Annotated in this window: 19 protein-coding genes; 14 read left to right on the top strand and 5 right to left on the bottom strand. The window is 35.0% G+C overall.

Going from position 1 to position 24604, the window contains the following annotated elements; all coding sequences use genetic code 11:
• Window positions 1-746: 746 nt before the first annotated feature.
• Window positions 747-1157, bottom strand: a complete 411-nt coding sequence (locus CN692_RS04480) for a pyridoxamine 5'-phosphate oxidase family protein (protein WP_098117946.1) — start codon at window positions 1155-1157, stop codon at window positions 747-749.
• 245 nt (window positions 1158-1402) lie between these two features.
• Here CN692_RS04480 and cax point away from each other — a divergent pair, with 245 nt between their 5' ends.
• From cax to CN692_RS04465, 3 genes are all read left to right on the top strand, one after another.
• Entirely contained in the window at window positions 1403-2461 is a 1059-nt protein-coding gene (gene cax, locus CN692_RS04475; protein ID WP_098117945.1) for a calcium/proton exchanger, read from the top strand.
• 25 nt (window positions 2462-2486) lie between these two features.
• Window positions 2487-3095: a YczE/YyaS/YitT family protein gene (locus CN692_RS04470; protein WP_306659813.1), complete on the top strand. Its 609-nt coding sequence runs from the start codon at window positions 2487-2489 to the stop codon at window positions 3093-3095.
• A gap of 90 nt (window positions 3096-3185) precedes the next feature.
• The gene (locus tag CN692_RS04465) at window positions 3186-3989 is read left to right on the top strand and encodes a YfkD famly protein (RefSeq protein ID WP_098117944.1); all 804 of its coding nucleotides are present in this window, start codon (window positions 3186-3188) and stop codon (window positions 3987-3989) included.
• A 48-nt stretch (window positions 3990-4037) separates the two neighbouring features.
• Here CN692_RS04465 and CN692_RS26590 read toward each other — a convergent pair whose 3' ends face one another.
• Entirely contained in the window at window positions 4038-4358 is a 321-nt protein-coding gene (locus tag CN692_RS26590) for a hypothetical protein (RefSeq protein WP_257143966.1), read from the bottom strand.
• An 84-nt stretch (window positions 4359-4442) separates the two neighbouring features.
• A complete protein-coding gene (yfkAB, locus tag CN692_RS04460) occupies window positions 4443-5558 on the bottom strand; it encodes a radical SAM/CxCxxxxC motif protein YfkAB (protein WP_098117943.1) in 1116 nt (371 codons plus the stop codon).
• A gap of 199 nt (window positions 5559-5757) precedes the next feature.
• Here yfkAB and CN692_RS26010 point away from each other — a divergent pair, with 199 nt between their 5' ends.
• The 4 genes from CN692_RS26010 to pdaA all read left to right on the top strand — a co-directional run bounded on the left by CN692_RS26010 (window position 5758) and on the right by pdaA (window position 9324).
• Window positions 5758-5925 carry an SE1561 family protein gene (locus tag CN692_RS26010; RefSeq protein ID WP_098117942.1) on the top strand — a complete coding sequence of 56 codons (168 nt, stop codon included), beginning with the start codon at window positions 5758-5760 and terminating at the stop codon, window positions 5923-5925.
• A gap of 162 nt (window positions 5926-6087) precedes the next feature.
• A complete protein-coding gene (locus tag CN692_RS04450) occupies window positions 6088-7611 on the top strand; it encodes a fumarate hydratase (protein ID WP_098117941.1) in 1524 nt (507 codons plus the stop codon).
• 514 nt (window positions 7612-8125) lie between these two features.
• Entirely contained in the window at window positions 8126-8335 is a 210-nt protein-coding gene (locus tag CN692_RS04445; RefSeq protein WP_098117940.1) for a hypothetical protein, read from the top strand.
• Between the two features lie 188 nt (window positions 8336-8523).
• Entirely contained in the window at window positions 8524-9324 is an 801-nt protein-coding gene (gene pdaA, locus CN692_RS04440; RefSeq protein ID WP_257131600.1) for a delta-lactam-biosynthetic de-N-acetylase, read from the top strand.
• Window positions 9325-9417: 93 nt separating this feature from the next.
• Here pdaA and CN692_RS04435 read toward each other — a convergent pair whose 3' ends face one another.
• Window positions 9418-12147 (bottom strand): CDP-glycerol:glycerophosphate glycerophosphotransferase, encoded by a 2730-nt coding sequence (locus tag CN692_RS04435; protein WP_098117939.1) that lies wholly within the window; start codon window positions 12145-12147, stop codon window positions 9418-9420.
• Window positions 12148-12703: 556 nt separating this feature from the next.
• On the opposite strand from CN692_RS04435, the gene CN692_RS04430 reads away from it, so the two are divergent.
• From CN692_RS04430 to CN692_RS04420, 3 genes are all read left to right on the top strand, one after another.
• A complete protein-coding gene (locus CN692_RS04430) occupies window positions 12704-13564 on the top strand; it encodes a DNA-3-methyladenine glycosylase family protein (protein WP_098117938.1) in 861 nt (286 codons plus the stop codon).
• A gap of 13 nt (window positions 13565-13577) precedes the next feature.
• Window positions 13578-14966, top strand: a complete 1389-nt coding sequence (rlmD, locus tag CN692_RS04425) for a 23S rRNA (uracil(1939)-C(5))-methyltransferase RlmD (RefSeq protein ID WP_098117937.1) — start codon at window positions 13578-13580, stop codon at window positions 14964-14966.
• Window positions 14967-15230: 264 nt separating this feature from the next.
• Entirely contained in the window at window positions 15231-16205 is a 975-nt protein-coding gene (locus tag CN692_RS04420; protein WP_098118156.1) for a tRNA dihydrouridine synthase, read from the top strand.
• Between the two features lie 205 nt (window positions 16206-16410).
• Here CN692_RS04420 and CN692_RS04415 read toward each other — a convergent pair whose 3' ends face one another.
• Entirely contained in the window at window positions 16411-20835 is a 4425-nt protein-coding gene (locus tag CN692_RS04415; RefSeq protein ID WP_098117936.1) for a pullulanase X25 domain-containing protein, read from the bottom strand.
• A gap of 390 nt (window positions 20836-21225) precedes the next feature.
• Between CN692_RS04415 and CN692_RS04410 the strand changes: the two genes are divergently transcribed.
• From CN692_RS04410 to CN692_RS04395, 4 genes are all read left to right on the top strand, one after another.
• On the top strand, window positions 21226-21984 hold the full coding sequence (locus CN692_RS04410; RefSeq protein WP_098117935.1) for a helix-turn-helix domain-containing protein: 759 nt from the start codon (window positions 21226-21228) through the stop codon (window positions 21982-21984).
• The gene (locus CN692_RS04405) at window positions 21981-22448 is read left to right on the top strand and encodes a toxin-antitoxin system TumE family protein (protein ID WP_098117934.1); all 468 of its coding nucleotides are present in this window, start codon (window positions 21981-21983) and stop codon (window positions 22446-22448) included. The genes CN692_RS04410 and CN692_RS04405 overlap by 4 nt, the downstream gene beginning before the upstream one ends.
• 208 nt (window positions 22449-22656) lie before the next feature.
• Window positions 22657-23883: a Zn-dependent hydrolase gene (locus CN692_RS04400; RefSeq protein ID WP_098117933.1), complete on the top strand. Its 1227-nt coding sequence runs from the start codon at window positions 22657-22659 to the stop codon at window positions 23881-23883.
• A 248-nt stretch (window positions 23884-24131) separates the two neighbouring features.
• Window positions 24132-24604 (top strand): substrate-binding domain-containing protein (locus CN692_RS04395; protein WP_179865426.1); only part of this gene is annotated, 473 nt, incomplete at its 3' end.

Here is a 24604-nt window from a genome sequence, read left to right as displayed (position 1 = left end):
CTTTTACGCACAAAATCCGCTGATTTACGCACAAACCCACTGATTGCAATGCCCGCCAAGTATCATATCAACAAAAAATCCGATATATCAACAAAAATCAGTACTATATCAACAAAAACTAATGCTTTATCAACAAAGTTCACAGCTTTATCAATAAAGTACACAAAGTGTTCGCATATCCAACTAGATCCAGCAGTTATCCACTTACAAAAAATGGAAATGTGTCTTATAATGGGAAAGGGAAATGTTTCCAATATTTCCTAAATTAAGTTGCTTTATTACATACAAGGGGGAACGAATGATGTCATTATTAAGTGCTTCACTATGGGCGGTAGGAATTATATTATCATGTGCATTAACTTTAAAGATTACTGGTAGTGGTTTTAAGGCGAAAAAAACTAAAGAATAAGCATTGTCTATATTATGAGGCCATTAGAGGATTATCTAATGGCTTTTTTGCAGTGTTGCCAAGTATCATATCAACAAAAAAACGATGATCAACAAGAACCACTACTATATCAACAAAAACCAATGTTATATCAACAAAAAAACCGATATATCAACAAAAACCAATGCGTTATCAACAAAGTTCACAGCTTTATCAATAAAGTACACAAAGTGTTCGCTATTTCCAGCTGCATCGCGCCGTTTTCGCTAGCCTGACAGACAATGCTAGATCCTTCGCTAACCGATTCCCGCACACAAAAAAATCTTATCTAACCTCCAGTTAGATAAGATTCCATCTCTTACAATTTAATGAAATTAGGTTCTGTGCAAGCTTTTTCTACATAGCCGATTTTAACAGGATTCATTTGAACCAGTACATAGTTAGGGTCTTCTGGACCTTCTAGCCATTTAGACAATTCTTCAGACCAAACTTTTTCTTCGGCACTTGGATTTTCAATTATTTCGGCTTTTGCAAACATTTCTACAAAGTTGTCGTCTAATCGATCTCCGTCGTGGCCTAGTAGTATATGTACATTTGGATTATTTTTTATATCATCTATTTTTTGTGAATTCTTATTAGTAGCGATATAAGGTGTTAGGCCTTTAAAGAAAAATATCATGTAGCAGCTATGTGGAAAGTCTTCGCGAATGGTCGTAAATAGACCTAATTGCTTCGCTTTTAATACTTTCATAATATTTTGTTGAATCATTTTTAAATAACTCCCTTCAAGTTCGAAAGATGAGCTGGTTGCTGGATTCTACCATGTTCATCTCCAACATTAGTAATTCTAGTTCTCGAGGTTATAATCCTTTTCTTAATTTCGGTAAAACTAAACTTTTATCTGCATTTACTCATCAACAGTTTAAGTGTTTGTTAATTGTTTTACATTTAAACCTATTTTTTTAATCCTTTTGCATATGATATTTAGTAAGGAAAATTATTTAGGAGGTTATTATGGCTCATCGTTTGTTTTTTATTGTTACTTTTATCGGTGTTCCATTATCGGTAATTGGGAGCTTGATGCATTGGAGTGAAATTCTTTTATTTATCATTTACTGTATAACGATTATTGGATTAGCTGGCATTATGGGAAGAGCGACAGAGAGCTTAGCGATCGCAGCTGGCCCACGAATTGGGGGACTTTTAAATGCGACATTTGGTAATGCGGTAGAGTTAATTATTGCGATATTTGCATTGCAAAATGGATTATCAGAAGTAGTTTTGGCATCGTTAACGGGTTCTGTTATTGGAAATTTACTTCTTGTAGGTGGTCTATCGTTTTTTGTTGGGGGATTAAAGTACAAGCGACAAAGCTTTAATGTTTATGATGCGAGGCATAATTCAGGTTTACTAATTTTTGCAGTTGTACTAGCCTTTGTCATTCCAGAAATTTTTTCAGTTAAGATGACCGCTAATGAAACGATGACGCTTAGTGTAGGGGTTTCAATTGTTTTAATGATTTTATATTTAGCGGCATTATTATTTAAATTAGTTACGCATCGTGGAGTTTATGTTGCAAAAAATCAAGAGATCGTAGAGGAACATGAAGAAGCTGAGTGGGGAACAACGAAAGCTATGATTGTTTTAGCTTTAGCTACTATAGCAGTGGGCTATGTTTCTGAGAAGCTTGTTCATACATTTACGACCGTTGGCGACAAATTTGGATGGACTGAGCTATTTATCGGTATTATCGTTGTTGCAATCGTTGGTAATGCTGCTGAGCATGCGTCTGCAATTGTGATGGCATTTAAAAATAAAGTAGGGGTTTCAGTAGAAATCGCTGTTGGTTCTTCACTACAAATTGCAATGTTTGTTGCGCCTGTGTTAGTTATTTGCTCATTATTTATAGGTGAGAGAATGCCTTTAATTTTCTCGATGCCTGAATTGGTTTCTATGATTACATCCGTATTTTTAACAATTGCCATAATGAACGATGGTGATACGAACTGGTTTGAAGGGCTAACTTTATTAGCTGCCTATTTCATCATGGGGATCGGCTTCTATTTATTATAAAAATTAAAATTGAAGGTGGTAAAAGTTGAAAATATTAATACGCATTGTATTTTATTTAATTGGATTACTATTTTTAACTTTAGGAATTAGTTTAGCGATTAAAGCTGAACTTGGTGCAAGTGCATGGGATGCGCTTGCAGTCGGCGAATCGAAAACATTCGGTTTATCTGTGGGGAATTGGATTATCATTAACTCGTCAGTACTTTTATTTGTTAATGCCTTTTTACAAAAAAAACGACCTGATTGGCTTGCAGCAATTACGTTTATATTAATTGGTCGGTTTCTAGATTTTTGGTTAACAGTTGAATCAGAACATTTATTTGACGCAAATATTATTACTAGATACATCCAATTAGTACTAGCTATTTTAAGCATGACAATTGGTATTGCTATTTATTTACAAGCAAAGTTTCCATTAAGTCCAATTGATGATCTAATGATTTCACTCAGTAAACGATTTGGCGTAAGCTTAGGCGTAGCTAAAACGATTGGGGAAGTGTTTGCCTTAGTATTGGCATTTCTTCTAAAAGGTCCAATTGGAATCGGTACTGTAGTAATTACTTTCAGTATCGGGCCAATACTACAAAAAATTAGAGTTCCAATTGAAAAGCTTTATACTAAGCTAAGTTCATAACGAAATATTTCATTTATGGAATACATATATTTAAATAAAATGTTCATGCTAAGAGTAAATAATTTCCTTATTTGTGAAAGGGGCATGAACATGTCTAAATGGTTAAAACCATTCGTTCTACTAAATATAGTCATTTTATTTGTTTCTTTAAATAATGGACAAACAACTTTTGCAGCAAATTCAGAAATAAGAGTCCCAGGCTCGGCAGCAAATGTAACAAAGGAAAACACTTATCCAAATCCAACTCAAGACTTGCCAGAATTACAACCAGGTGGACTGGCTAAGCAGTTATTAGATTCATCGAATGTAAAAATAGAGAATCCTAATCTAATTCGTATGTTTAATGAATCCTCAGTAAGTAAAGCACCATTTGCTGTTGGGTATAACGCGAAGATTTTCCTAGGTGTTTGGCCTTTAAATTATGAGTCAAATGAGACAACAATTAATTGGCAATATAAAAAAATCAATACAAACTTTCTCGATAATCGAGGAGAAAAAACGTACAAACGTATGAAGTACTATCAAAACACACAGCAAATTATTCGCGGTGGTTTAACTGCAAAAGTTAGAGACTCAGATGATGTTATTAACCTAATGATGCATGATGCTTCAGAAAAAACAACTTTGCCACTAGCATACCAAACAGTAGTTGGAGCAGGTACGAAAAACGAACGAGTATATAATGTACCACCAAAGCAACTAGGCTATTTATACGCATACGCACCAGCTGTTAATGAAAAAGGAAAAGTAACATTTGGAGAAGTATATTTAATCTTAAAGGGTAATAAAAGATCACTTCAAGTGAAGAATGTCGTGTCGCAAGGTGTAGGCGCATGGATTCCTGTTCAAGATTATGTATCGTTTGGGTATTTAGCTTCGCCACAGCCTAGATAAAATATGTTAAATCCACAAGAGTGAATTTTGCTTGTGGATTTTTTTATTTTACGGCGCTATATTAACGTGATTAATGGAGAGCGGCACTAAATTAACGAGATTTAGAGATGGGAATTGCAATATATCAACGAAGAACGGCAATATATCAACGAAGAATGGTAATATATCAACGAAGAACGGCGATATATCAACGAAGAATGGCAATATATCAACGAAGAACGGCGCTATATCAACGAAGAATGGCAATATATCAACGAAGAACGGCGCTATATCAACGAAGAACGGCAATATATCAACGAAGAACGGCAATATATCAACGAGAATTAACCATATATCAACGGAGTTCACAACTTTATCAATATTGTTCAAATTGTGTTCGTATTTTCAATAGGAGACAATTAAATATGATCTAATCAAAAAAAAAGCATGCCACAAAAATGACATGCTTAACTCTTAAAGCTTTGAACTTCTACCAGTAAAATCAGTATCACGATAGTAGCTATTCTTCACTAGAATATTAGGCCCTAAACATTTAACTGCTGGACAATGACAGCTTAGTTCTTTTGCAGTTTTTGATAATGACCAAGTATCATATGCTTCTTGAAGTGTATGAGTTTGAATATTACCAAGATGAGGTACATCACCAAAGTCAGTTACGATAATGCTTCCATCAAATACATTTACATTTAAGCGAGAACGGCCGTCAGGGTCATTTCGAAGTGTTACATTTTTACTATTATATAGCCTTTGAATAATATCTAAATCCTTCTGATCATCGCTACATGGATAAAATGGTAGAGTACCAAATAGCATCCAAATGTTTTCGTCGCGGACATCTAGTAAAGTAGAGATTGCATTACGTAGTTCATCCTTCGTTAAAACTTCTAATGTACTAGCGAAATCACTTGCGTACATAGGGTGTATTTCGTGCCTTTGACATTTCATTTCATCAATAATTTGACGATGAATTTTTTCTAAGTATGGAAGAGTACGTTTATTTAGCATTGTTTCAGCAGATACCATAACGCCAGCTTCAGCAAGGCGGCGACTGTTTTCGATCATATTTTCAAATAATTTTGCACGTTGCTCATATGTTGGCTTGCGATCCATCATGGCAAATCCTGCTTCAACGAATTCATCAACTGTTCCCCAGTTATGTGAGATATGTAGTACGTCTAAATAAGGAATGATTTTTTCATATCTTTCAAAATCTAATGTTAGATTTGAATTAATTTGAGTTCGGACACCGCGCTCATGGGCATACTTTAATAATGGCACTACATAGCCGTTCAGCATTTTATTAGAAAGCATCGGCTCTCCACCGGTAATACTTATGCAACGAAGCTTTTCGATCTCTTCTAAGCGATTTAGTACTAGTTCAATCGGTAATGGATTTGGATCCTTCGGTTGTAAAGTATATCCGACAGCACAATGCTCGCATCGCATATTACAGATTGTTGTCGTTGTAAATTCTACATTTGTTAGTATGTTTTTACCATACTCTTCAACATCTAAATATGCTTCCCAAGGGTCATATGTAGGTGTTATTTGTTGTAATAAATTTTTCATAAAAAAACTCCTTCAGGCACAAAAGTGCACCCATAAGTATAAGATAAATTTAATTTTCCTCAACCATTATAAGAAAGAAAGTTAATCATTGTATAGAAATAAATGCTTAAAAAATAAAAAAATGTCGAAAGTTTTACGATATATAGTCGAAGAAGGGTATAATATAAAATGAATTGTATTAAGAAAGGACGAGTTATTTATGTCAAGCACAGAACAATTATCTTATATTAAAGAGCGTTTTAACACAGTAATGGAAACAATCGAATCTTTAGAAGCTGATGAAGTAAGCTTAGAAGAATTAGATCAATTATTATCTGTTTTAGATGACATAGAAACTAAATGTCGTGAAGTTAATCAACCTGAATGAGTCCATTAAAATGGGCTTTTTTTATTTATTGAAAAAGCGATATGACAGCTAAATAAAGAAACATATTTGTCAGGGCTTTTTTTATTCCGTTTATTAAAAATTGTATTATAATGAGAAGGGGAACATTCTGTCTTTTTTATAAAGGGTTGAGGGGGAGCAGCAATGCAAAACATACAGGAAAGTATTTATCAATTAATCGTTGAAACATCAACGAATCTACCAAAGGACGTACGTAAAGCAATCAGACAAGCTAAAGCAAATGAAACTTCTGGAACTAGAAGTGCCATCGCGTTGGAAACGATTACAAATAATATTATGATGGCTGAAAACGATGTTTCACCAATTTGCCAAGATACTGGTATGCCAACGTTTAAAGTAAAAACTCCAGTTGGTGTAAACCAGCTTGTGATAAAAGAAGCAATTTATGCTGCGATTGAACAAGCTACAAAAGATGGTAAGCTTCGTTCGAACTCTGTAGATTCTTTATTTGGTAAAAACAGCGGAAATAACTTAGGACCGGGTACTCCTGTTGTGAAATTTGAGCAACATGAGAGCGATTATATCGATATTCGTCTAATCTTAAAAGGTGGCGGATGTGAAAATAAAAATATCCAATATAGCTTACCATGTGAACTTGAAGGACTTGGTAAAGCTGGTCGTGATTTAGACGGTATCCGTAAATGTATTTTACACAGCGTATATCAAGCACAAGGACAAGGCTGTAGCGCAGGCTTCATCGGAGTTGGTATCGGCGGAGACCGTACTAGCGGTTATGAGCTTGCTAAAGATCAACTATTCCGTTTAACTGAAGATGAAAATCCAATTCCAGAGCTTAAAGCAATGGAAGATTATATTTTGGAAAATGCAAACAAGCTAGGCGTAGGAACAATGGGATTTGGTGGAGAGACAACATTACTTGGTTGTAAAATCGGCGTAATGAACCGTTTACCTGCAAGCTTCTTCGTATCAGTAGCTTATAACTGCTGGGCATTCCGTCGTTTAGGTATGAAAATTAATCCTGAGACTGGCGAAGTTTCAGAATGGATCTATCGTGATGGTGAAGAAATTAGCTTTACAAATGAAGCTGATGATACTGCAGAAGCACCTCGTGAAGTGAAATTAGTAGCGCCAATTACTGAAGAACAAATTCGTGATTTAAAAGTTGGAGATGTAGTTTCGATTAGTGGTATGATGTACACTGGCCGTGACGCAATCCACCATCATTTAAAAGACCATGACTGTCCAGTAGACTTAAATGGTCAAATTATTTACCACTGTGGACCTGTTGTATTAAAAGATGAAGAAGGCAAATATCACATTAAAGCAGCTGGTCCAACAACAAGTATTCGTGAGGAGCCATACCAAGGCGATATCATGAAAAAATTCGGCATTCGCGCTGTAATCGGTAAAGGCGGAATGGGTGCAAAAACATTAAAAGCATTAGGAGAGCACGGCGGTGTTTACTTAAATGCAATTGGTGGAGCAGCACAATACTACTCACAATGTATTAAAGAAGTAAAAGACGTAAACTATTTAGAATTCGGAATTCCAGAAGCAATGTGGCACTTACAAGTTGAGGATTTCAAAGCAGTTGTAACAATGGACTCTCACGGTAACTCATTGCATCAAGATGTAGATAAGAGCTCACTTGAGAAATTAGCTACTATGGCTGAGAAGGTATTTTAATAGTTGAGATTTAGGGGCAATGTCATTTGATGGCATTGCTTTTTTTTGTGGGGAGATTATTTGTTGGTGTAAATAGGAGATGAAAAGTGCAAATAAGAGCGGGGGTACTGCGATTAAATTCGAGGAGTGGATAGGAAAAATGAAACCTGAAACCTGCAAATAAATGAAGAGAACCCGCAAATAAAAACGTGAGTAGTGCAAATAAAAGCCGAATCACCGCAATTAAATTCTACGAGTTCAAATAAGAAAATGTAATCTGCAAATAAACGAAGAAGACCTGCAAATAAAAACATGAGGATTGCAAATAAGGCCCCAGCGACTGCAATTAAATTCCCAAGTGCAAATAAAAATATGTAATCTGCAAATAAACGAAGAAAACCTGCAAATAAAAACGTGAGTAGTGCAAATAAGGCCCCAGCGACTGCAATTAAATTCCCAAGTGCAAATAAATTCTACGAGTGCAAATAAGAAAATGTAATCTGCAAATAAACGAAGAAAACCTGCAAATAAAAACATGAGGAGTGCAAATAAGGCCCCAGCAACTGCAATTAAATTCCCAAGTGCAAATAAAATCACGAAAATAGCAAATAAAAATGGCAAAACTGCAAATAAAATTACGAAATCTGCAAATAAAATTACCAAATCTACAATTAAAAGTTTCAAAACTGTAAATAACCTTCTCAATACTGCAAATAAGGCGTTAATTCATGAAGAAAAAGTTTAATTTTAGGGTAAATTAAGCAAAATTGAATGGTTTGGATTGAAAAACCCCTATATTCATTAAAAAACTTCAATCCCTGAGCCGACACAAAATCCTAATCTAGAAAAACTTAGTTTTATTTCAAAAATGCACCAATTTTATTCATATTTCTAATTTATTTACAGATACTAATTTTAAGTGAGGTGAGTGAGTTGAAAAAGTTTATCGTATCGATTCTTGCTTTCTTGTTAGTGTTTCCTAGTACTACTTTTGCTTATAGTAATACGCCACATGGCTGGGGGATTGTTCGTACGAAGAATGAGGTTCCGCCAGATGCTGGTGAGCAGCTTAATAATTTGTTATCTAATACGGGGTCAGTGTATTTAGGTGATACTACGAAAAAGGATGTTTATTTAACTTTTGACAATGGTTATGAAAATGGATTTACGCCGAAGTTTTTGGATGTGTTAAAGAAGCATGGTGTTCATGCGACTTTTTTCATAACGGGTCATTATATTAAGGAGAATCCTGAGTTAGTAAAACGGATGGTAAATGAGGGGCATATAGTTGGAAATCATTCGTGGAGTCATCCTGATATGACAACGATTGGTGATCAGAAGATTGTTGAGGAATTGGAACAAGTTAAAATGGCATACCAAGAATTAACTGGCCGAACAGATATGAGATATTTTAGACCTGCACGAGGTGTTTTTAGTGAGCGTACTTTGAAGTTGGTCAATAAAGAGGGGTATGAAAATATTTTTTGGTCATTGGCATATGTTGATTGGAAGGTTGATCAGCAAAGAGGTTGGAAATATGCTTATGATAATGTGATGGATTTGATTCATCCAGGAGCGGTTATTTTAATGCATACTGTATCGAAGGATAATGCAGAGGCGATGGATGCGATTATTACTGGATTACATAAAAGAGGATATCGTTTTGGCAGTTTAGATGAGTTAATGATGGAGAGAAGTGGATTTGATCCAAATTTCTATCTTCCTAAAAAATAAAAAGCTAATGATTGAGTAGTTTAGTAAAACTGCTTTAATCATTAGCTTTTTTTACACATTTAGAAAGTATAAATTGGCAGCGGTGAGTTTTCTTTATCGGTTTGCGATTGCCTCGTAGTTTAATTTTGCGTGTTGTTTAGACGTTTTAATTACGAATGGATTTTCGACTGTATTTTCTAAGAATTGTTGGTCCTTATTTGCGAATTTTTTAATTCCGTTAAGAACTTGTTCTTCTTCTGACACTACTTCTCCAAAAAGTAATTCTTGTGTGATTGGTCCTTGGTTATAGTGTTCGTAATAGAATCGTTTATAGTCAAATTGGTAGAAAATAACTGGTTTTTCCATGTATGAAAAGTCAAAGGAAACTGTTGAGTAATCAGTGATTAATAAATCGGATCGTTTTAAAAGTGATTGAACGGTTTCTTCACCTTGACGGATTACTTTGATTCGTTTATGGAAGTCTGGAACATCTTTCATATAAACCTGAGTTTGGTAATGTGGATAGAAAATAATATTTAAATCGTTATCTTCTAATATTTGATGTAAATCAGGATTACTAAGTAAAGATAAATAACGGTTAAAGTATTCAGAGTTCATTAATTGCTGCGTACTTTTATTCCAGTTTCTCCACGTTGGCATAATTAGAATCGTTTTCCCATTCCCTGTATTTTCAAGGGCGTCCCATCTAGCTAGTCCAGTTACGGCAACTTCATTTTCGGCATATCCAAATTCGTTCACGATATGATCTTTTTCAAAATCAGATGAAACGATAAATAATGAATAGCCCATTCGATTTTTATTTAGTACATGGTTTACTCGACTAACTCCAATTACGCCATGTTGAATAAGGATTTTTTGATTTTGCTGCCATTCAGGATGGCATTTTAAAACTTGTAGGTATTCATGGGTGTACATGTTAGCACGTTCGGAATATGCATTAATTGTTTTATCACAAGTTAATAAGTAGAGTGTGTGCTTTATACTTCCGTATTGTACGATGTTGCCGAATTCCTTTATATGTTCATAATCTTTAGCATTTTTATCGATTAAATAGTAACAGTTTTCTCTTAGATTATTTTTCTGTATATACTTGAATAAATGATACGAATTATCTTGTGCCGTATCTTTTCTTTCTCCAATTAGCCAAATATGTTTATTTCGATAGTGCTTTTGTGTTAAGCGGTATAAGAAAAAGATAAGGAAGGATTTCCATTCTCTCCTTAGTACAAGTAAACCAAATTCATAGACTAAATCGCGGAAGGATTTTTGTATTTTTGTTTTTAATCTTCCTAATAGGCCTGTTTTTTTAATTCGAATATGCAAATTCTTCTTTGGAAAATATGGCACTATGCTGTGTGTTTTAGTAGTTGCTGGTTTTGAATTTGCTTTTGTTGAAAAATAAAAGATATGAAGTGGTTTTTTTATCGTAATATCTTCGACTGTTACTGAGATTGACACTTCATAATCACCATCAGGTAAAATTTTACTTAATTCAATCGTCGTTGTTTTATAGCCACCATCGCTATAATTGATACTATTTTTTGAGAATAAGTAAGATAAATCTGAACGTTCAAGTGTTTCAAGTGTAACTGTAATGACTTGTCCGTTTGACTTATTCGTAAACTGTATTTCTTTAATAGAATCATCATTATTAATTTCCTCAATAAAGGCAAAGCCACCTACTTGTAAGCGATCTTCACGTAATGAAAGGATTTCAATTTTTTGATATAGATTAAATGCTTTTATTTCTAGGTATTCTTTATAATTTGGAAAATATTTTGCAAAGTAGTGATAATATTTTCCTTCGATTTTAACTGCACCTTTTTGTAATGTTCGATCAGATAATAAGCGCATTAGTAAATTAAATTCTTCTGAAACTTTATTAACAAATATTGTGTAGAATACCTTACTAATTTTAGAAGTATTATGTTCTATTTGATTTTCTGACATGTTGTTTGCAAAGTTAGATGAAATCGTTAATAATTCATCGAACTGCTCAGAAGGGAAATAGTACGCTTTAGTTAATAAAGATGTTAAATAATAATCCCATAATTTTTTCTCAATATGAGCGTAATGAGAGGTAACATCTTTTTGTTTATAATAGTTCCGTAATTCTGATTGAGTAATAAGAAGGTCATTAAAAAAATCTAAAGTACTAGTTTGTTTAATAACATCACTATTCGTTAAATCTCTCACATTTATGACGATGTCTGAAGTGACATAAACTTTATTCGAACAAATAAAGGATTGTTGAGTAAATAATAAATCTTGTTGCTCAGTTATATTCTCATTAAATTGTATTTGATTGTCGCTCAATAAACTTCTTTTGATCATCATATTTTTAATAGAAGGATTTAAAAGTAGTTCTGGCTGTTGGTCAAATTGGCGTATTTGCGGTAAATCTTTTTTGAAAATGGATTTTAAGTCATGGTGCTCCCATTTTCTTGTACCATTAAATAATTGGATATTTCCTAAAGCAATCTCAGCATTTGCTTTAGTAGCACCGTCATATAGTTTTTCATAAGATGAAGAATTTACAATATCATCTGCATCGATAAAGGCAATAAAGTCACCATTAGCTTCTTGTAAGCCTATGTTACGCGCTTTATTTTTTGCCGTAAAATCGATTGATACGGATTGGAAATTTTTATGTGAATTTGAGTATTCTTCAATTAATTTTTTACTATTATCTGTTGAACCGTTGTCAATCACGATAATTTGAAGATCAGTTAAGGATTGACCTTGTAAACTGTTAAGGCAATCTTTTAAGACATCTTCATGATTATGTGCGACAACGACTATACTTATTTTTGCTTTTTCCATAATAGTCTTACCTCACTAGTCTCTACTTTCAATTAAATAGTTTATCATAAATTATAAATTAATGTGTCTTCCATCATATATTAATTTACGCTTGGTAAGTGGTTTTTGTAGTAGTATTTTCTCCAATATTTGATGGAGATATTTATTAAGAGGGGTAGTAGATGCAGAGTTTCTAAAATTGACTAATGGTAGTTTTAAAAAAGAGGCAATTACTTTAGTAAATTTTTATTAAACCTATTGACTTTGATAATGATAATCGTTATCATTTAAATATATTAAATATCAAAACCCGCTGTAGCGATATTTGATAAGTTTTAAAACCTGATTGGACTTGAAAGTTTCCCCATTCCCTTAAAATTTAATGTGTCAAAAAAAGCTTGATTAGTCCCCAAGCTTTTTTTGTGTTTTTCAGGCTGTAAGAGCTTTCTAAAAATAAAATTTTTAAGCATGTAACTAGAGATTATTTCTCTAGTTTTTTTGCGTTTCACACAAATTTTCTTAACCGGTACTGATTATGCTATAATACACTTCAGAGTAATTAAGGAGGAACGGGAGAATGTGGAAGGAAGAGGTTGCTTTAGAAACTCCATATCAATGGGAAGAGGTTTTAAAGAGATTAGAGCATGAGCCAACATTTACGGTGCATTCTGCTGAAAAGCGGTTAAGCATTCCACTTTATATTGAGGGAGAGCATGCAGTTGTAAAGGTTAAGAAAATAGATGATGCTCCGGTTCGATTTGAAGTTATTAGTGAACATTTAAATAAAGCTAAAATTCTCGAGGAAATTGCTACAATTTTGCAATGGCAAACTGAATTTGAAGAGTTACATCTTCATTTAAGACAAACTACTATATCGCCTCTAATAGACCTTTTTGGACATACACCAATCACTGTTTCTAATGATCCTTTCGCCTGTTTAATTACATGTATTATTCATCAGCAAATTCAGCGTACTTTTGCGATTCAAGTCACAAAGCGATTTGTTCGAATGTATGGTGAGAGAATTGGTAATGCGTGGTTTTTTCCTTCGCCTGAGAAAATTGCCATGTTAACGATTGATGAGTTAAGAGATTTGCAGCTTAGTACTAGAAAAGCTGAATATATGATCGGCATTGCTAAAGCGTGGAGTGAAGGAGATTTAAGTCATCAAGATTATCGAACATTATCTTCAGAGGAAATTTCTAAGGAGCTAATTAAGCTTAAAGGGGTCGGTCCCTGGACGGTTGAAAACTTCTTATTATTTGGTTTAGGAAGAAAAGATATTTTCCCAGTTGGTGATGTTGGCATTCAAATCGCACTTCAAAAGCTTTTAAATTTAGATGAAAAGCCTTCAAAAGAAATAATGGAGTATGTTAAAGAGCAGGTTTCACCGTTTGGAAGCTACGCTGCTCTGTATCTTTGGAAGAGCATAGAATAATGGAGTTGTATATATGAGCAATCAGTTAGAAAATAAATTAGAAGTAGGACAATCCTTTCCTATTACAATTAAACGTATCGGAATTAATGGTGAGGGTGTAGGTTACTTCAAACGACAAGTTGTTTTTATTAAAGGAGCATTACCTGGTGAGGAAGTAGTTGCTGAAGTAACGAATGTTCGCAATGGCTTTGCAGAAGGGAAGATTCAACGTATTCGTAAGTCATCGCCAGACCGTGTAGATCCGACTTGTAAAATCTATGAAAAATGTGGTGGTTGCCAAATTCAGCATGCTTCATATGAAGGGCAGCTTCGATATAAACGCGACATTGTCATCCAAGCAATGGAAAAGTATGCGAAAGATTTACTTGAAAAAACACCAATTAAAGAAACGGTTGGTATGGAAAATCCTTGGAATTACCGCAACAAAAGTCAGCTTCAAACTGGACTTGAAAAAAATAAGATTATCGCTGGATTATATAAACAAAACTCACACGAAGTTGTCGATATTGGCCATTGCCCAATTCAACATGAGGATTTAAATAAAATCACAGGTAAAGTGAAGAAGATTTTAACTCGTTTAAATATTCCTGTTTATAATGAACGAAAAAATAAAGGGGTTATTCGAACAATTGTTGCCCGTGTCGGATTACAAACAGGTCAAATTCAATTAGTTCTAGTAACTGGTACGAAAGATTTTCCACAGAAAAATGAATTAATTAGTGAAATTAAAAAGAGAATTCCTGAAGTAACTAGTTTAATGCAAAATATTAACAATCAAATGACTTCAGTGATTTTTGGTCGTGAAACTGTTTATTTAGCAGGGGAAGAAGTAATCGAAGAAAAGCTTGGTGACTTATCATTTGAGCTTTCGGCTAGAGCGTTTTTCCAATTAAACCCTGAACAAACGGTTAAGCTATATGATGAAGTGAAAAAAGCAGCGGCACTTACTGGTACGGAAAAAGTCGTTGATGCTTATTGTGGAGTAGGTACAATCGGATTATGGCTTGCTAAAGACGCAAAAGAAGTTCGTGGCATGGACGTAACAAAAGAAGCAATTATCGATGCGAAAACAAATGCATTAAGCCACGGCTTTACAAACACTCATTACGAAGCAGGTAATGCTGAACAAGTATTACCAAAATGGTTAAAAGAAGGCTGGAAACCGGATGTGATTATTACTGATCCACCGAGAACTGGTTGCGATGAGGAGTTCTTAAATACTGTATTAAAAATTAAACCGAAGAAATTAGTATATGTTTCTTGTAATCCTTCTACTTTGGCTAGAGATTTAAAGGTATTAAGTAAGAGTTATGATGTGAAGTATATGCAGCCAGTAGATATGTTCCCGCATACTGCACATGTAGAAGTTGTAGCGAATTTGGAATTGAAGATGTCTAATTAATAAATGCTCTGCTAGTTTAAATAAACATTAGCCACCCTAAATTCGTTAAAAAGTACTTTTTTCGAATTCGGGGGCTTTTTTCTGTTAAACTCTTGGCAATTCGGTTTCTTCTAATTGAAGAAATATTGGAGAGAATTTTAGCAAACACTGATTAACATTTTTGATCAGTTTGATAATAAGTGAATAATCATGGTCATCTTACTTTTTAATTTTCGGATAAGTGGTTGGCCTAGTTTCCCATCATGAGAGGATTTGAAGTTGAAAATGAAAGATAATTTTTGGCGTGAATTACCGCGACCTTTTTTTATACTGGCTCCAATGGAAGATGTGACGGATGTTGTGTTTCGCCATGTTGTAAGTGAAGCAGCCAGACCTGATGTATTTTTTACGGAGTTTACAAACAGTGAGAGTTACTGCCACCCAGAAGGGCACCAAAGTGTACGCGGTCGTTTGACTTTTACAGAAGATGAGCAGCCACTAGTAGCACATATTTGGGGGGATAAGCCTGAATTCTTTAAGCAAATGAGTATTGGTATGGCGGAACTTGGTTTTCGAGGTATAGATCTCAATATGGGCTGTCCTGTACCTAATGTGGCAGGACATGGGAAGGGGAGCGGCCTAATCCTTCGCCCAGAAGTTGCAGCAGAACTAATACAAGCAGCAAAAGCAGGAGGCCTGCCAGTAAGCGTTAAGACAAGGCTTGGTTTCTCTAAAATAGACGAATGGCGTGACTGGCTGACACATATTTTGAAACAAGACATTGCCAATTTATCTATTCACTTGCGTACTAGAGATGAAATGAGTAAAGTAGATGCGCATTGGGAACTAATCCCAGAGATTAAGAAACTTCGTGATGAAGTAGCACCGAATACACTGTTGACAATCAACGGAGATATCCCTGACCGACAAACTGGCTTAAAGCTTGCTGAACAATATGGTATTGATGGAGTTATGATTGGACGTGGAATTTTCCATAATCCGTTTGCTTTTGAAGTGGAGCCAAAAGAACATAGTAGTGAGGAATTGCTTAATCTTTTAAGATTGCATTTGGATCTGCATGATCAATATGAACTGCGCTCGTTCAAAGCTCTTCATCGCTTCTTTAAGATTTATGTCCGTGGGTTTAGAGGAGCAGGCGAATTAAGAAATCAATTAATGAACACAGAATCAACAGATGAAGTGCGTGATATGCTCGATAAATTTATGGCAAAGAACTTTATTGGGATAAGCGAAGAATAGAATTCCCAAATTAAATGGCTCCAGTATTTTGCTGGGGCTTTTTTGCATTGGTATTTGCATAGGATGCTGATCTAGTCTGTGCTCTTCTTTTTCTTTTCTAGACGGAGACGACACTTCAGTGACTTTTAGATTCATATTTAATTTTGATTTACACTATAAGATGAAAGGTCTGCCGAACTACTCAGCAGACCTTCTCTATTTCTAATTACTTGGATTCAATAATCGTTTTATTAATTACATCAATCACGTAGTTCTTTGTATTTTTAGCTATCGAACCACCATCACTTTTAAAAATCGTGGATTTGGTAGTATCAGTTGGTTCAATGTGTACTGGAACTTGCGTTTGACCTTCGCTTAGATTAATAGATTGAGTGAAATTCATTCCATTATAGTCAGTTACTTTTTCCCCGTTGATGGTGAGGTTAGCACCTTTAATACTATTTCCTTTGATCGTTAAAGTCGAACCTTTCACATCAATTTGGCTTACTACAAGTGGGTTATCAATCCAGCGTAAAATCTTGTCTTGGACAACCATTTTGTTGCCACCTTGGTTTGTGACGACTACTTTCATATCAGTTCCAGTCGCACCGTAACCATAGTAACTGATATCATCATCCGATGAATCAGATGGTGTGTGGTCTGTTAAACCTTCGTGATCCCAAGAGTTGTCTCTCGTGTATTTATACGTAATTTCAGTTCCTTCCTCAAGTTCAGTTGTATATTCCCAATCAGGTGTAACGGCACCATTTCGGCTCATTGACCAGCCGCCTGTATTCCATCCATTTAAGCTGTTTGGAATATTCATTTGAGAAGATAATGGAGTATCATCTGGTGCATGCACCTTGAAAGTGATTTGTACCATGACGATATCAGGTGTCACAGTTACCGTGTTAGAGTCCACATAATTCCCAGCTTGATCAAATACACGGATTTTGTATTTATAAGTTGTACCGTTAGCTACCTGATAATCACGGAATGTGGTAGTGTCTCCATTGACTGATGTAAGTAATTGATCGTCACGATAAATAATCGTTTTATATGGCTGATCTGGCTGCTTAAGGTTCCAGTTTAAGTTAACCTGACCAGACTCTTGAATTGGTGTATCTAAAGTGACTTCTTTAGCAGGAGGAGTCGTATCTGATGTGCTCCGTGTATAATTTACTTCTGCTGTTGAAGTAGATACCCATGTTTTACCTAAATCAGGAGTAAAGGACATTCTGTATTCATAAGTACCTGCCTCCAATGGTGTAAAGCTACCTTGAAACTCATTTGCCTTATTTTCCTGAGTTTGACCAGTATATAGAGCTTGATATGTTGTCCAAGTTGTTTGGCCTTTAATTCTTACTTGAAGCTCGGCTGTGATTCCCTCGGCCGGGCCGGTTTCAGTAGCACCTGACAAGTAAAAAGATGCTTTAACAGTAGAATCAAGCGCTAAGTTCAACTCCCCATTAGATAAGGTAGTCAGGTTGCTCGGGCTAGCATTCGCAACATCATAATGTGGCACGAGACCAGCTGAGGCTACAGGCTCAGATTCGTTGCCATTAGAATCTACAGCTGTCACTTCAAAATAATAGGTACGCCCATTATTCAAACCTGAAATATCAACAGATTTACCAGTAGTTTCTTTCACTTTTGTCCATAATCCACCAGCAATATTGGATTGGTAGACATTGAATTTTGTTCCATTTCCTGTCCAATTTAAAGTAATTTGTTTAGAACCTACTGTACCTACTACACTTTTAACTGACTGTGGTTGTTTTACTTCATTATTTGATAGTAACATTCTTCCGGATTCAGCTGGAACGGTCAATGTAAGCTTACCATCTTTTGCTGTAGCTAAATACTTAGTATCTAATTGGTCTACATATTGAACGCCATTCGCAATAAGTCCTTTTGTATCAATTTCAACAGTTTGTGAAGTATTCCCTCTGTTGATAATAACAAGGGCAGATTTTGATCCTTTTGTTCGAGTGTAAGCTAATACATCATTTTTTGCGTAAATGTGGTGAAGATTTCCATAGCTAAATAGATCGGAATTTTTACTACGAATTTTACCAATCGCTTGATAATGTTTAATTAAATCTTGGTTTTCATTTCCCCATGGATACGTACGGCGATCATCTGGATCCTTTGATCCTGTTTGTCCTGCTTCATCTCCATAATAAATAGTCGGCGCTCCAGGGTAGCCCATTTGAAGAATAGAAGCTAATTTTAATCGCTTCACACCTTCATTGTAATTATAGTTCGGATCCTGTTCAGCTCTGTTATACGTATCTGTTCCATTTCCTAACAGGAATATAGCGCGTGCAGTATCATGAGATCCCATTAAGTTCATGAGTGCATAAAACGCTTCTTTAGGATAGTCCTCTTGAACAGCTTCGAGTGAGTTTTGTGCATTTTCTGCATTACCGTTCTTTAAATAATCCAAGATTGCTCCTCGGAAACGATAGTTCATTACGGAATCATATTGATCTCCTAAGAAGTACTTGGAAGCATCATCCCAAATTTCCCCTAAAATAAGTGGTTTCTCATCTTTTTGAAGCGTGCTTCCGGATCCTGTCATAGTCTTGGATTTCATTTCTTTTCGGAATTCCTGCCAAAATGAACTGTCCACTTCATTTGCTACATCTAGACGCCAGCCGGAAGAACCTCGATCGATCCATGATTTTCCTACAGAGTCCTTTTCATACATTAGATAATTAGCCAATTCAGTGTTGTTAAGTTCACTAAGGTGGTCAACCTTTGATCCTTCAACTGATTCAAATACTGGCAGACTATCGTAGCCCCACCATCCTTCATACTTATAATGTTCTCCATTTGAAATGCCGTTTACTTTTTCATTAGGAACTTTAACATTTTCAATATGGAACCAGTTTTCAAAACCGTACGGGCTAAAGGATTGACCTTCAGAGATAAGTTGTTTTTTTGCTTTCTCTTTAGCAGCAGCTTCGGTCAATTTTTCATCATTCATTAAATTATAAACACGAGACCAATATTCATATGCGCCAACTGTTTTATATTTGTTATAGCGGTCAAAATAGATTGAGTCGTCAGAGACGTGGTTAAAAACGCCATCCAAAATCAAATGCATATTACGTTTCGATAACTCTTTTGTGAAATCCTTAAATTCTTTTTCTGTGCCAAACATCGGATCAAGTTCTTTGTAATCGGTTGCATCATATTTATGGTTAGATGGTGCAAGAGCAATCGGATTTATATAGAGTGTGTTAACTCCAAGTGATTGAAGGTAATCAAGCTTAGCTTTGATTCCAGCAATATCTCCTCCATAAAAATCATTACTAAACTCTCCGTCCCCATTATATGAACCAGTTCCTTGTTCATAAGGATTATCAGGTAAGCTTGACCAAGAAGCGGGATGTTCGATTGGTTGGCTACCGCGAGCTCCAACTTTATCCTTTATATGGTCATTTGTCTTGTTGCCGTTAAAAAAGCGATCAGGAAAGATTTGATAGACTACAGCTTCTTTCATCCAATTTGGAGTTTGATATTCAGGGTCATAAACTGTCAATTGGAATAGACCTGCATTTTTATCTTCTGCTTTTCCAGTATGGCCTTCTTGTGTGTCCTCTCCATATTCTGCCGTTGTATCTTGATCTCTTACAATGAATTTATATCCATGAATACCTTTATCTGCAGGAGTAAAAGTGGCTTCCCAGTATTCAAGATCACCTTTGCCACTTGTATTTGACCAGCCAACATTTTTCATAGCCAAGACTTTTGTTGTACCTGAATTATAGTTTTTTACATAAAGGCTTGCACTTGTCAGGTCACCTTTCTTAGCTGATATCCTGAATATGACAGGTGTCTCAGCAGGAACCGCCCCAAATGGCTTTCGGTAGATTTGATCCCATGAATCATGATATAGGGCACTTTGATCAATCAAGCCATCAGAGCCTGTTGGTTTATAATCTGTATAAACTTCTTTTGTTTGATTATTATAGAAAAATGTAATAGTAGTTTCAGAGATTACATTTAATTTTAAATTGGAAGTAGGGTAGGACTCGTTCCAATCCTTGCCTAATACAATCTTGTATTCGTATGTACCACTTGGCACCTTTGTAGTAAAGGAATAGATATTTTTAAAATTGTCATCCTTTAAAAAGGCTGTTGATTCCGCTGGGCTCCAAGCTGCCCCTGCATTAATTGCAGGCTGGATCGTTCCAACAAGACGTGGTTGTCTTTCATCTGCTAAAGGAGTGTAATGAGTGCTGTCTGAAATTGAATGAGTGTTATCATTATAGTAGAAAGTGACATCTTTTTGTTCGGAAAGTACTAGTTTAATGTTGTTGCCACCTGGATTTCCGCCTTCACCGTAATTTTCCGACCAGTTTCCACCAATGGCGATTTTATACTCATATTCACCGGCCGGTAAAGTACCAGTAAAAGTATAGAGACCATTACCTTTGTACACCATTTCCGTTTTGGCCGAAGCTGGGTCCCAATCGCTTGGATTGCCTAACAAGCTTTGAATGCTACCAACAAGTACAACTTGTTTAGCTACCGTTTCTGCTGCTTTTGCAGATCCATTTGTAATTAGTCCCGGAAACATCTGGAGTACTAATCCTAATACAGTTACCAGCGATAATATTGATCTTTGTTTTCTCCTCATGAATAAACCCCTTTCCTCTTTCTAAATTAGGAAAACGTTTATACAAAAGATGCAATAAAAATATGTATGTAGGTAATGCTAATCTATTGCAACCGTTTGCATAAATTGTTTTCAAAATAATTATAACTTTTTATCAACACAAATCAATGGTAAATGGCAAAATAATACAAATTTTCTGAATTAAATACAATTGATGTTCATTTAAGATAGAGTTTCAAATTTTAGAAGACGAGCAAGAAGATTAAATGTCTACATTGCTTCACTGTTAAAAAACAACTGGAATAAAATTATTAAAGTTGCACAAAATGTGACAATATTTTAAAATCGTTAAGTATACAATATGCGATAAGTGTAAACCATGCTATGATAGGAGCGTGAGGTGAAATGAGAATGAGTACAATGACATTAAAATTGACAGAGGAACAACTTGAGCAAGCGATTCATGAACAAGATGTAGTAAGATACGAGAAAGAATCATTGTTTTTAATGAATAACTTGGCTGTTAGTATGAGTGAAGTTTATGATGACATTCTACGATACGTTATGCCAAAGAAGGTTAAATTTAATTTAGGGCCAGATTTAATTAAAAAAGAAGAATCAATTACACTTTTGAAAGAAATGATGGAAATCTCAACAAAAATTCATGAAGAAAAAATGGATTTTAATAATGTGAAAATTAAATTTGATACGTGGTTTTATCAGATTACTTCAGAAGGCATATTAGTCTTTGATTATGATTTAAGAGAATTGATGACGATTACTCAAGCGTCAAAAGAGTTAGCTGTATCACGTCAAATGGTCTACAAATATATTGAAAGAGGCTTAGAAGCGGTTGGTGAAAAAGGGCAACAAAAAATACCTAAACATGCTATTGAAGCTTGGAAAAATCCTGTAATGGCTTTTCAAATTCAATGGAACTATCAAATGAAACGAATCAGAACTCAAACAATTGACGAACGCATCGAAATGATAAATGAACTAATCTATGAATATGAAGAACAATTTGGAGATAATTTTTACAAACTTTTCGGAAGCTATACTGATGAAGATATTGATCGTTCATCGGAATCCGTTGATATATTTGATTGGAAAGAGTTAGAGGAAGAAAAGCGTAATTTATTAATGAAGCGAAAGGGAGGAAAAGAATGATTAATCCTTTAAAGTTCAACACATTGTTTATCAAATATGAAGGGGCTTTTCGAACTTCTCCTCCGATGTTAAATCTTGTCCCTCTTAATGATGGAGTCATGAAGGTTCAACTTAATATAGACTTAATACCACATCCTCAGTTTGGAAAATCGAAGGCCAGAATTAGAGAGTGGTATAATTCGAATGGACAATTAATACAATATCGCTATTGTTGGGAAGAAAAAAGAGATCCTCCGGGAAATATATGTTCCTTTGAAAATGAACATAATCATGGCGTAGAAACAGATCCACACCATACTCACCCAGTGCTTAATGACCGAAAACCTTATGACAATAACTATAATGTTCGTTCAGTTGAAGATTTTTTAGATTTTGTATCAAGCTACATATTAACCGGTAAAAAATACCGATCCCCTATTCTTAATTCAACATCAAGTTCTACTCCGCACACTACTCCTTTATAAATCAAATATACAATAGCAAGTATTATAACTAGAGTTTCTCACGTATTAATTAATACAATGACTACCTTTAAATAGTTTCTCAATTATTCCAAGTTAAATAAATGATATAAACATTGGCTTTATAGCAATCGGTATTAATATTCTCGTAATTGTTAGCGTAAGTTTAATCATTAACACATTCGTTGATAGTTAAAGGGAGGCCCCTGAGATGATTAAAACAAATGCTAATCGGCTTCAAAATTTACTTGAAATATTTAGTGAGTACGGAAAAACAGAAAATAATGGTGTGACTAGACTTGCATTATCCGCCGAAGATATTGCGGCACGAAAGAGATTTCAAGCTTTATGTGAAGAGGCTGAAATGACAGTAAAGTATGATGACATGGGAAATATGTATGCAACATTACCAGGTAAACAAAACTTGCCACCAATCGTAATAGGTTCTCACTTGGACTCCGTCATTAAAGGGGGGAGGTTTGATGGTGTGCTAGGCGTACTTACAGCTTTAGAGACTGTTTATACAATAAAAGAAAAAAATATCGAATTAGATTATCCGATTATGATTGTCAATTTTACGAACGAAGAAGGAGCTCGATTTGAGCCATCGCTTATGTCTTCAGGTGTGTTGTCTGGTAAATTTGATAAAAAGAAAATGATTGCTTCAACAGATAAAAATGGAACGTCATTCGCTCAAGCATTAACGGAAAGCGGCTTTGAAGGTTCTGAAACAAATCGATTAGTAGAGGGCAGCGCATATATCGAACTACATATTGAGCAAGGTCCAGTTTTGGAGCGGAAAAACTTAGATATTGGAGTAGTAGAAGGTGTATTAGGAATGGTATGCTATGAAATTTCAATTTTTGGCGAATCGAATCATGCAGGTACGACGCCAATTAGCATGCGCAAAGATCCAATGTTTACTGCTGCTAATGTGGTGGTAGATTTACAAAAGCAACTACAGAGCCTAGATTCAGATCTTGTTTACACAATCGGTCGTATAAATGCATATCCAAATATTCATACAGTCATTCCTTCCGACGTAACCTTTACTTTAGAAGCAAGACATAAGGACCCTGGGGTCATTGCGGAAGTAACAAGAATGGTGGAAGAACTGCCTGTTAATCTAAATGGCTGCCCAATCAAATCTACACGCTTATGGGATCGAGATACCGTTGATTTTGATAAAACAGTAATAAACGCAGTTGATTCTGCTTGCAAAGAGTTAGGGTATAAAGAAAATCGCATGTACAGTGGTGCTGGACATGATGCTCAATTCATCGCTTCTTATATCCCAACGGCAATGATTTTTGTTCCAAGTATAAATGGATATAGTCATCGAGAGGATGAATTAACTTCATATGAGGATTGTGCTAAAGGGGCTGACGTTTTGCTTAATGCTGTATTGAAATTATGCTTTGAGAAAGTGAACAAATAGTGTTGTAATTTAAAACAGTTAAGAAGTAGTTTAAATGAAAATGGGCGAATGAATTCGTTTATTTTCATTTTTTTGTATAAATTCTAAAGGAAATCTAAAAGTAAATAGAGAGTCTTATTTTTATCATTAATTTATCCTCCTATCCCAACTTTACGAATTATTTACAATCCTTTAAAACTAGGTTAATTATTCTTTTTTATAGTTAGAGATGTAGAAAATAATAATTTTCCTTAGGAGGACAAACAATAATGAAACGTGGATTAAAATTAACATTTGCAGCAATGGTCGTTACAGGTATGCTAGCAGGATGTAATAATAAAGATGACAAGACTACTGGTAAAGCAAGCACAGATGATAAAAAGATTGAACTAACAGGTACAATTAGTGCTGCAGGATCAACAGCGTTACAACCACTAGCTGACGAAGCTGCTACAGAATTTATGTCTAAGTTCCCACAAGTGTCAGTTACAGTACAAGGTGGCGGTAGTGGAACTGGAGTAAATCAAGTATCTACTGGTGCTATTCAAATTGGTAACTCAGACGTACCAGCTGCAGAAAAATTAGAAGACAAATCAAAAGCAAGTGCTTTAGTAGAAACAAAAGTTGCTGGTGTTGGTTATTCAATGGTAACAAATAAAGATGTTGGTGTAGATTCACTTACACTTCAACAAATTGAAGATATTTTCGCTGGAAAAGTAACGAACTGGAAAGAAGTTGGCGG

The organism is Bacillus sp. AFS002410, from assembly GCF_002556365.1.
Classification (GTDB): Bacteria; Bacillota; Bacilli; order Bacillales; family Bacillaceae_G; genus Gottfriedia.
This window is presented reverse-complemented; position numbering and strand designations above follow the sequence as displayed.

What these genes read in the sequence shown, in the direction of transcription:
- CN692_RS26010 (WP_098117942.1), top strand. Translation starts at nt 5,758, where the DNA reads ATGTCAAGCACAGAACAATTATCTTATATTAAAGAGCGTTTTAACACA.
- CN692_RS04450 (WP_098117941.1), top strand. Translation starts at nt 6,088, where the DNA reads ATGCAAAACATACAGGAAAGTATTTATCAATTAATCGTTGAAACATCA.
- CN692_RS04400 (WP_098117933.1), top strand. Translation starts at nt 22,657, where the DNA reads ATGATTAAAACAAATGCTAATCGGCTTCAAAATTTACTTGAAATATTT.
- rlmD (WP_098117937.1), top strand. Translation starts at nt 13,578, where the DNA reads ATGAGCAATCAGTTAGAAAATAAATTAGAAGTAGGACAATCCTTTCCT.
- CN692_RS04435 (WP_098117939.1), bottom strand. Translation starts at nt 12,147, where the DNA reads ATGGAAAAAGCAAAAATAAGTATAGTCGTTGTCGCACATAATCATGAA.
- CN692_RS04480 (WP_098117946.1), bottom strand. Translation starts at nt 1,157, where the DNA reads ATGATTCAACAAAATATTATGAAAGTATTAAAAGCGAAGCAATTAGGT.
- CN692_RS04445 (WP_098117940.1), top strand. Translation starts at nt 8,126, where the DNA reads ATGAGGAGTGCAAATAAGGCCCCAGCAACTGCAATTAAATTCCCAAGT.
- CN692_RS04420 (WP_098118156.1), top strand. Translation starts at nt 15,231, where the DNA reads ATGAAAGATAATTTTTGGCGTGAATTACCGCGACCTTTTTTTATACTG.
- yfkAB (WP_098117943.1), bottom strand. Translation starts at nt 5,558, where the DNA reads ATGAAAAATTTATTACAACAAATAACACCTACATATGACCCTTGGGAA.
- CN692_RS04430 (WP_098117938.1), top strand. Translation starts at nt 12,704, where the DNA reads ATGTGGAAGGAAGAGGTTGCTTTAGAAACTCCATATCAATGGGAAGAG.
- CN692_RS04465 (WP_098117944.1), top strand. Translation starts at nt 3,186, where the DNA reads ATGTCTAAATGGTTAAAACCATTCGTTCTACTAAATATAGTCATTTTA.
- CN692_RS04415 (WP_098117936.1), bottom strand. Translation starts at nt 20,835, where the DNA reads ATGAGGAGAAAACAAAGATCAATATTATCGCTGGTAACTGTATTAGGA.
- CN692_RS04410 (WP_098117935.1), top strand. Translation starts at nt 21,226, where the DNA reads ATGAGTACAATGACATTAAAATTGACAGAGGAACAACTTGAGCAAGCG.
- CN692_RS04405 (WP_098117934.1), top strand. Translation starts at nt 21,981, where the DNA reads ATGATTAATCCTTTAAAGTTCAACACATTGTTTATCAAATATGAAGGG.
- cax (WP_098117945.1), top strand. Translation starts at nt 1,403, where the DNA reads ATGGCTCATCGTTTGTTTTTTATTGTTACTTTTATCGGTGTTCCATTA.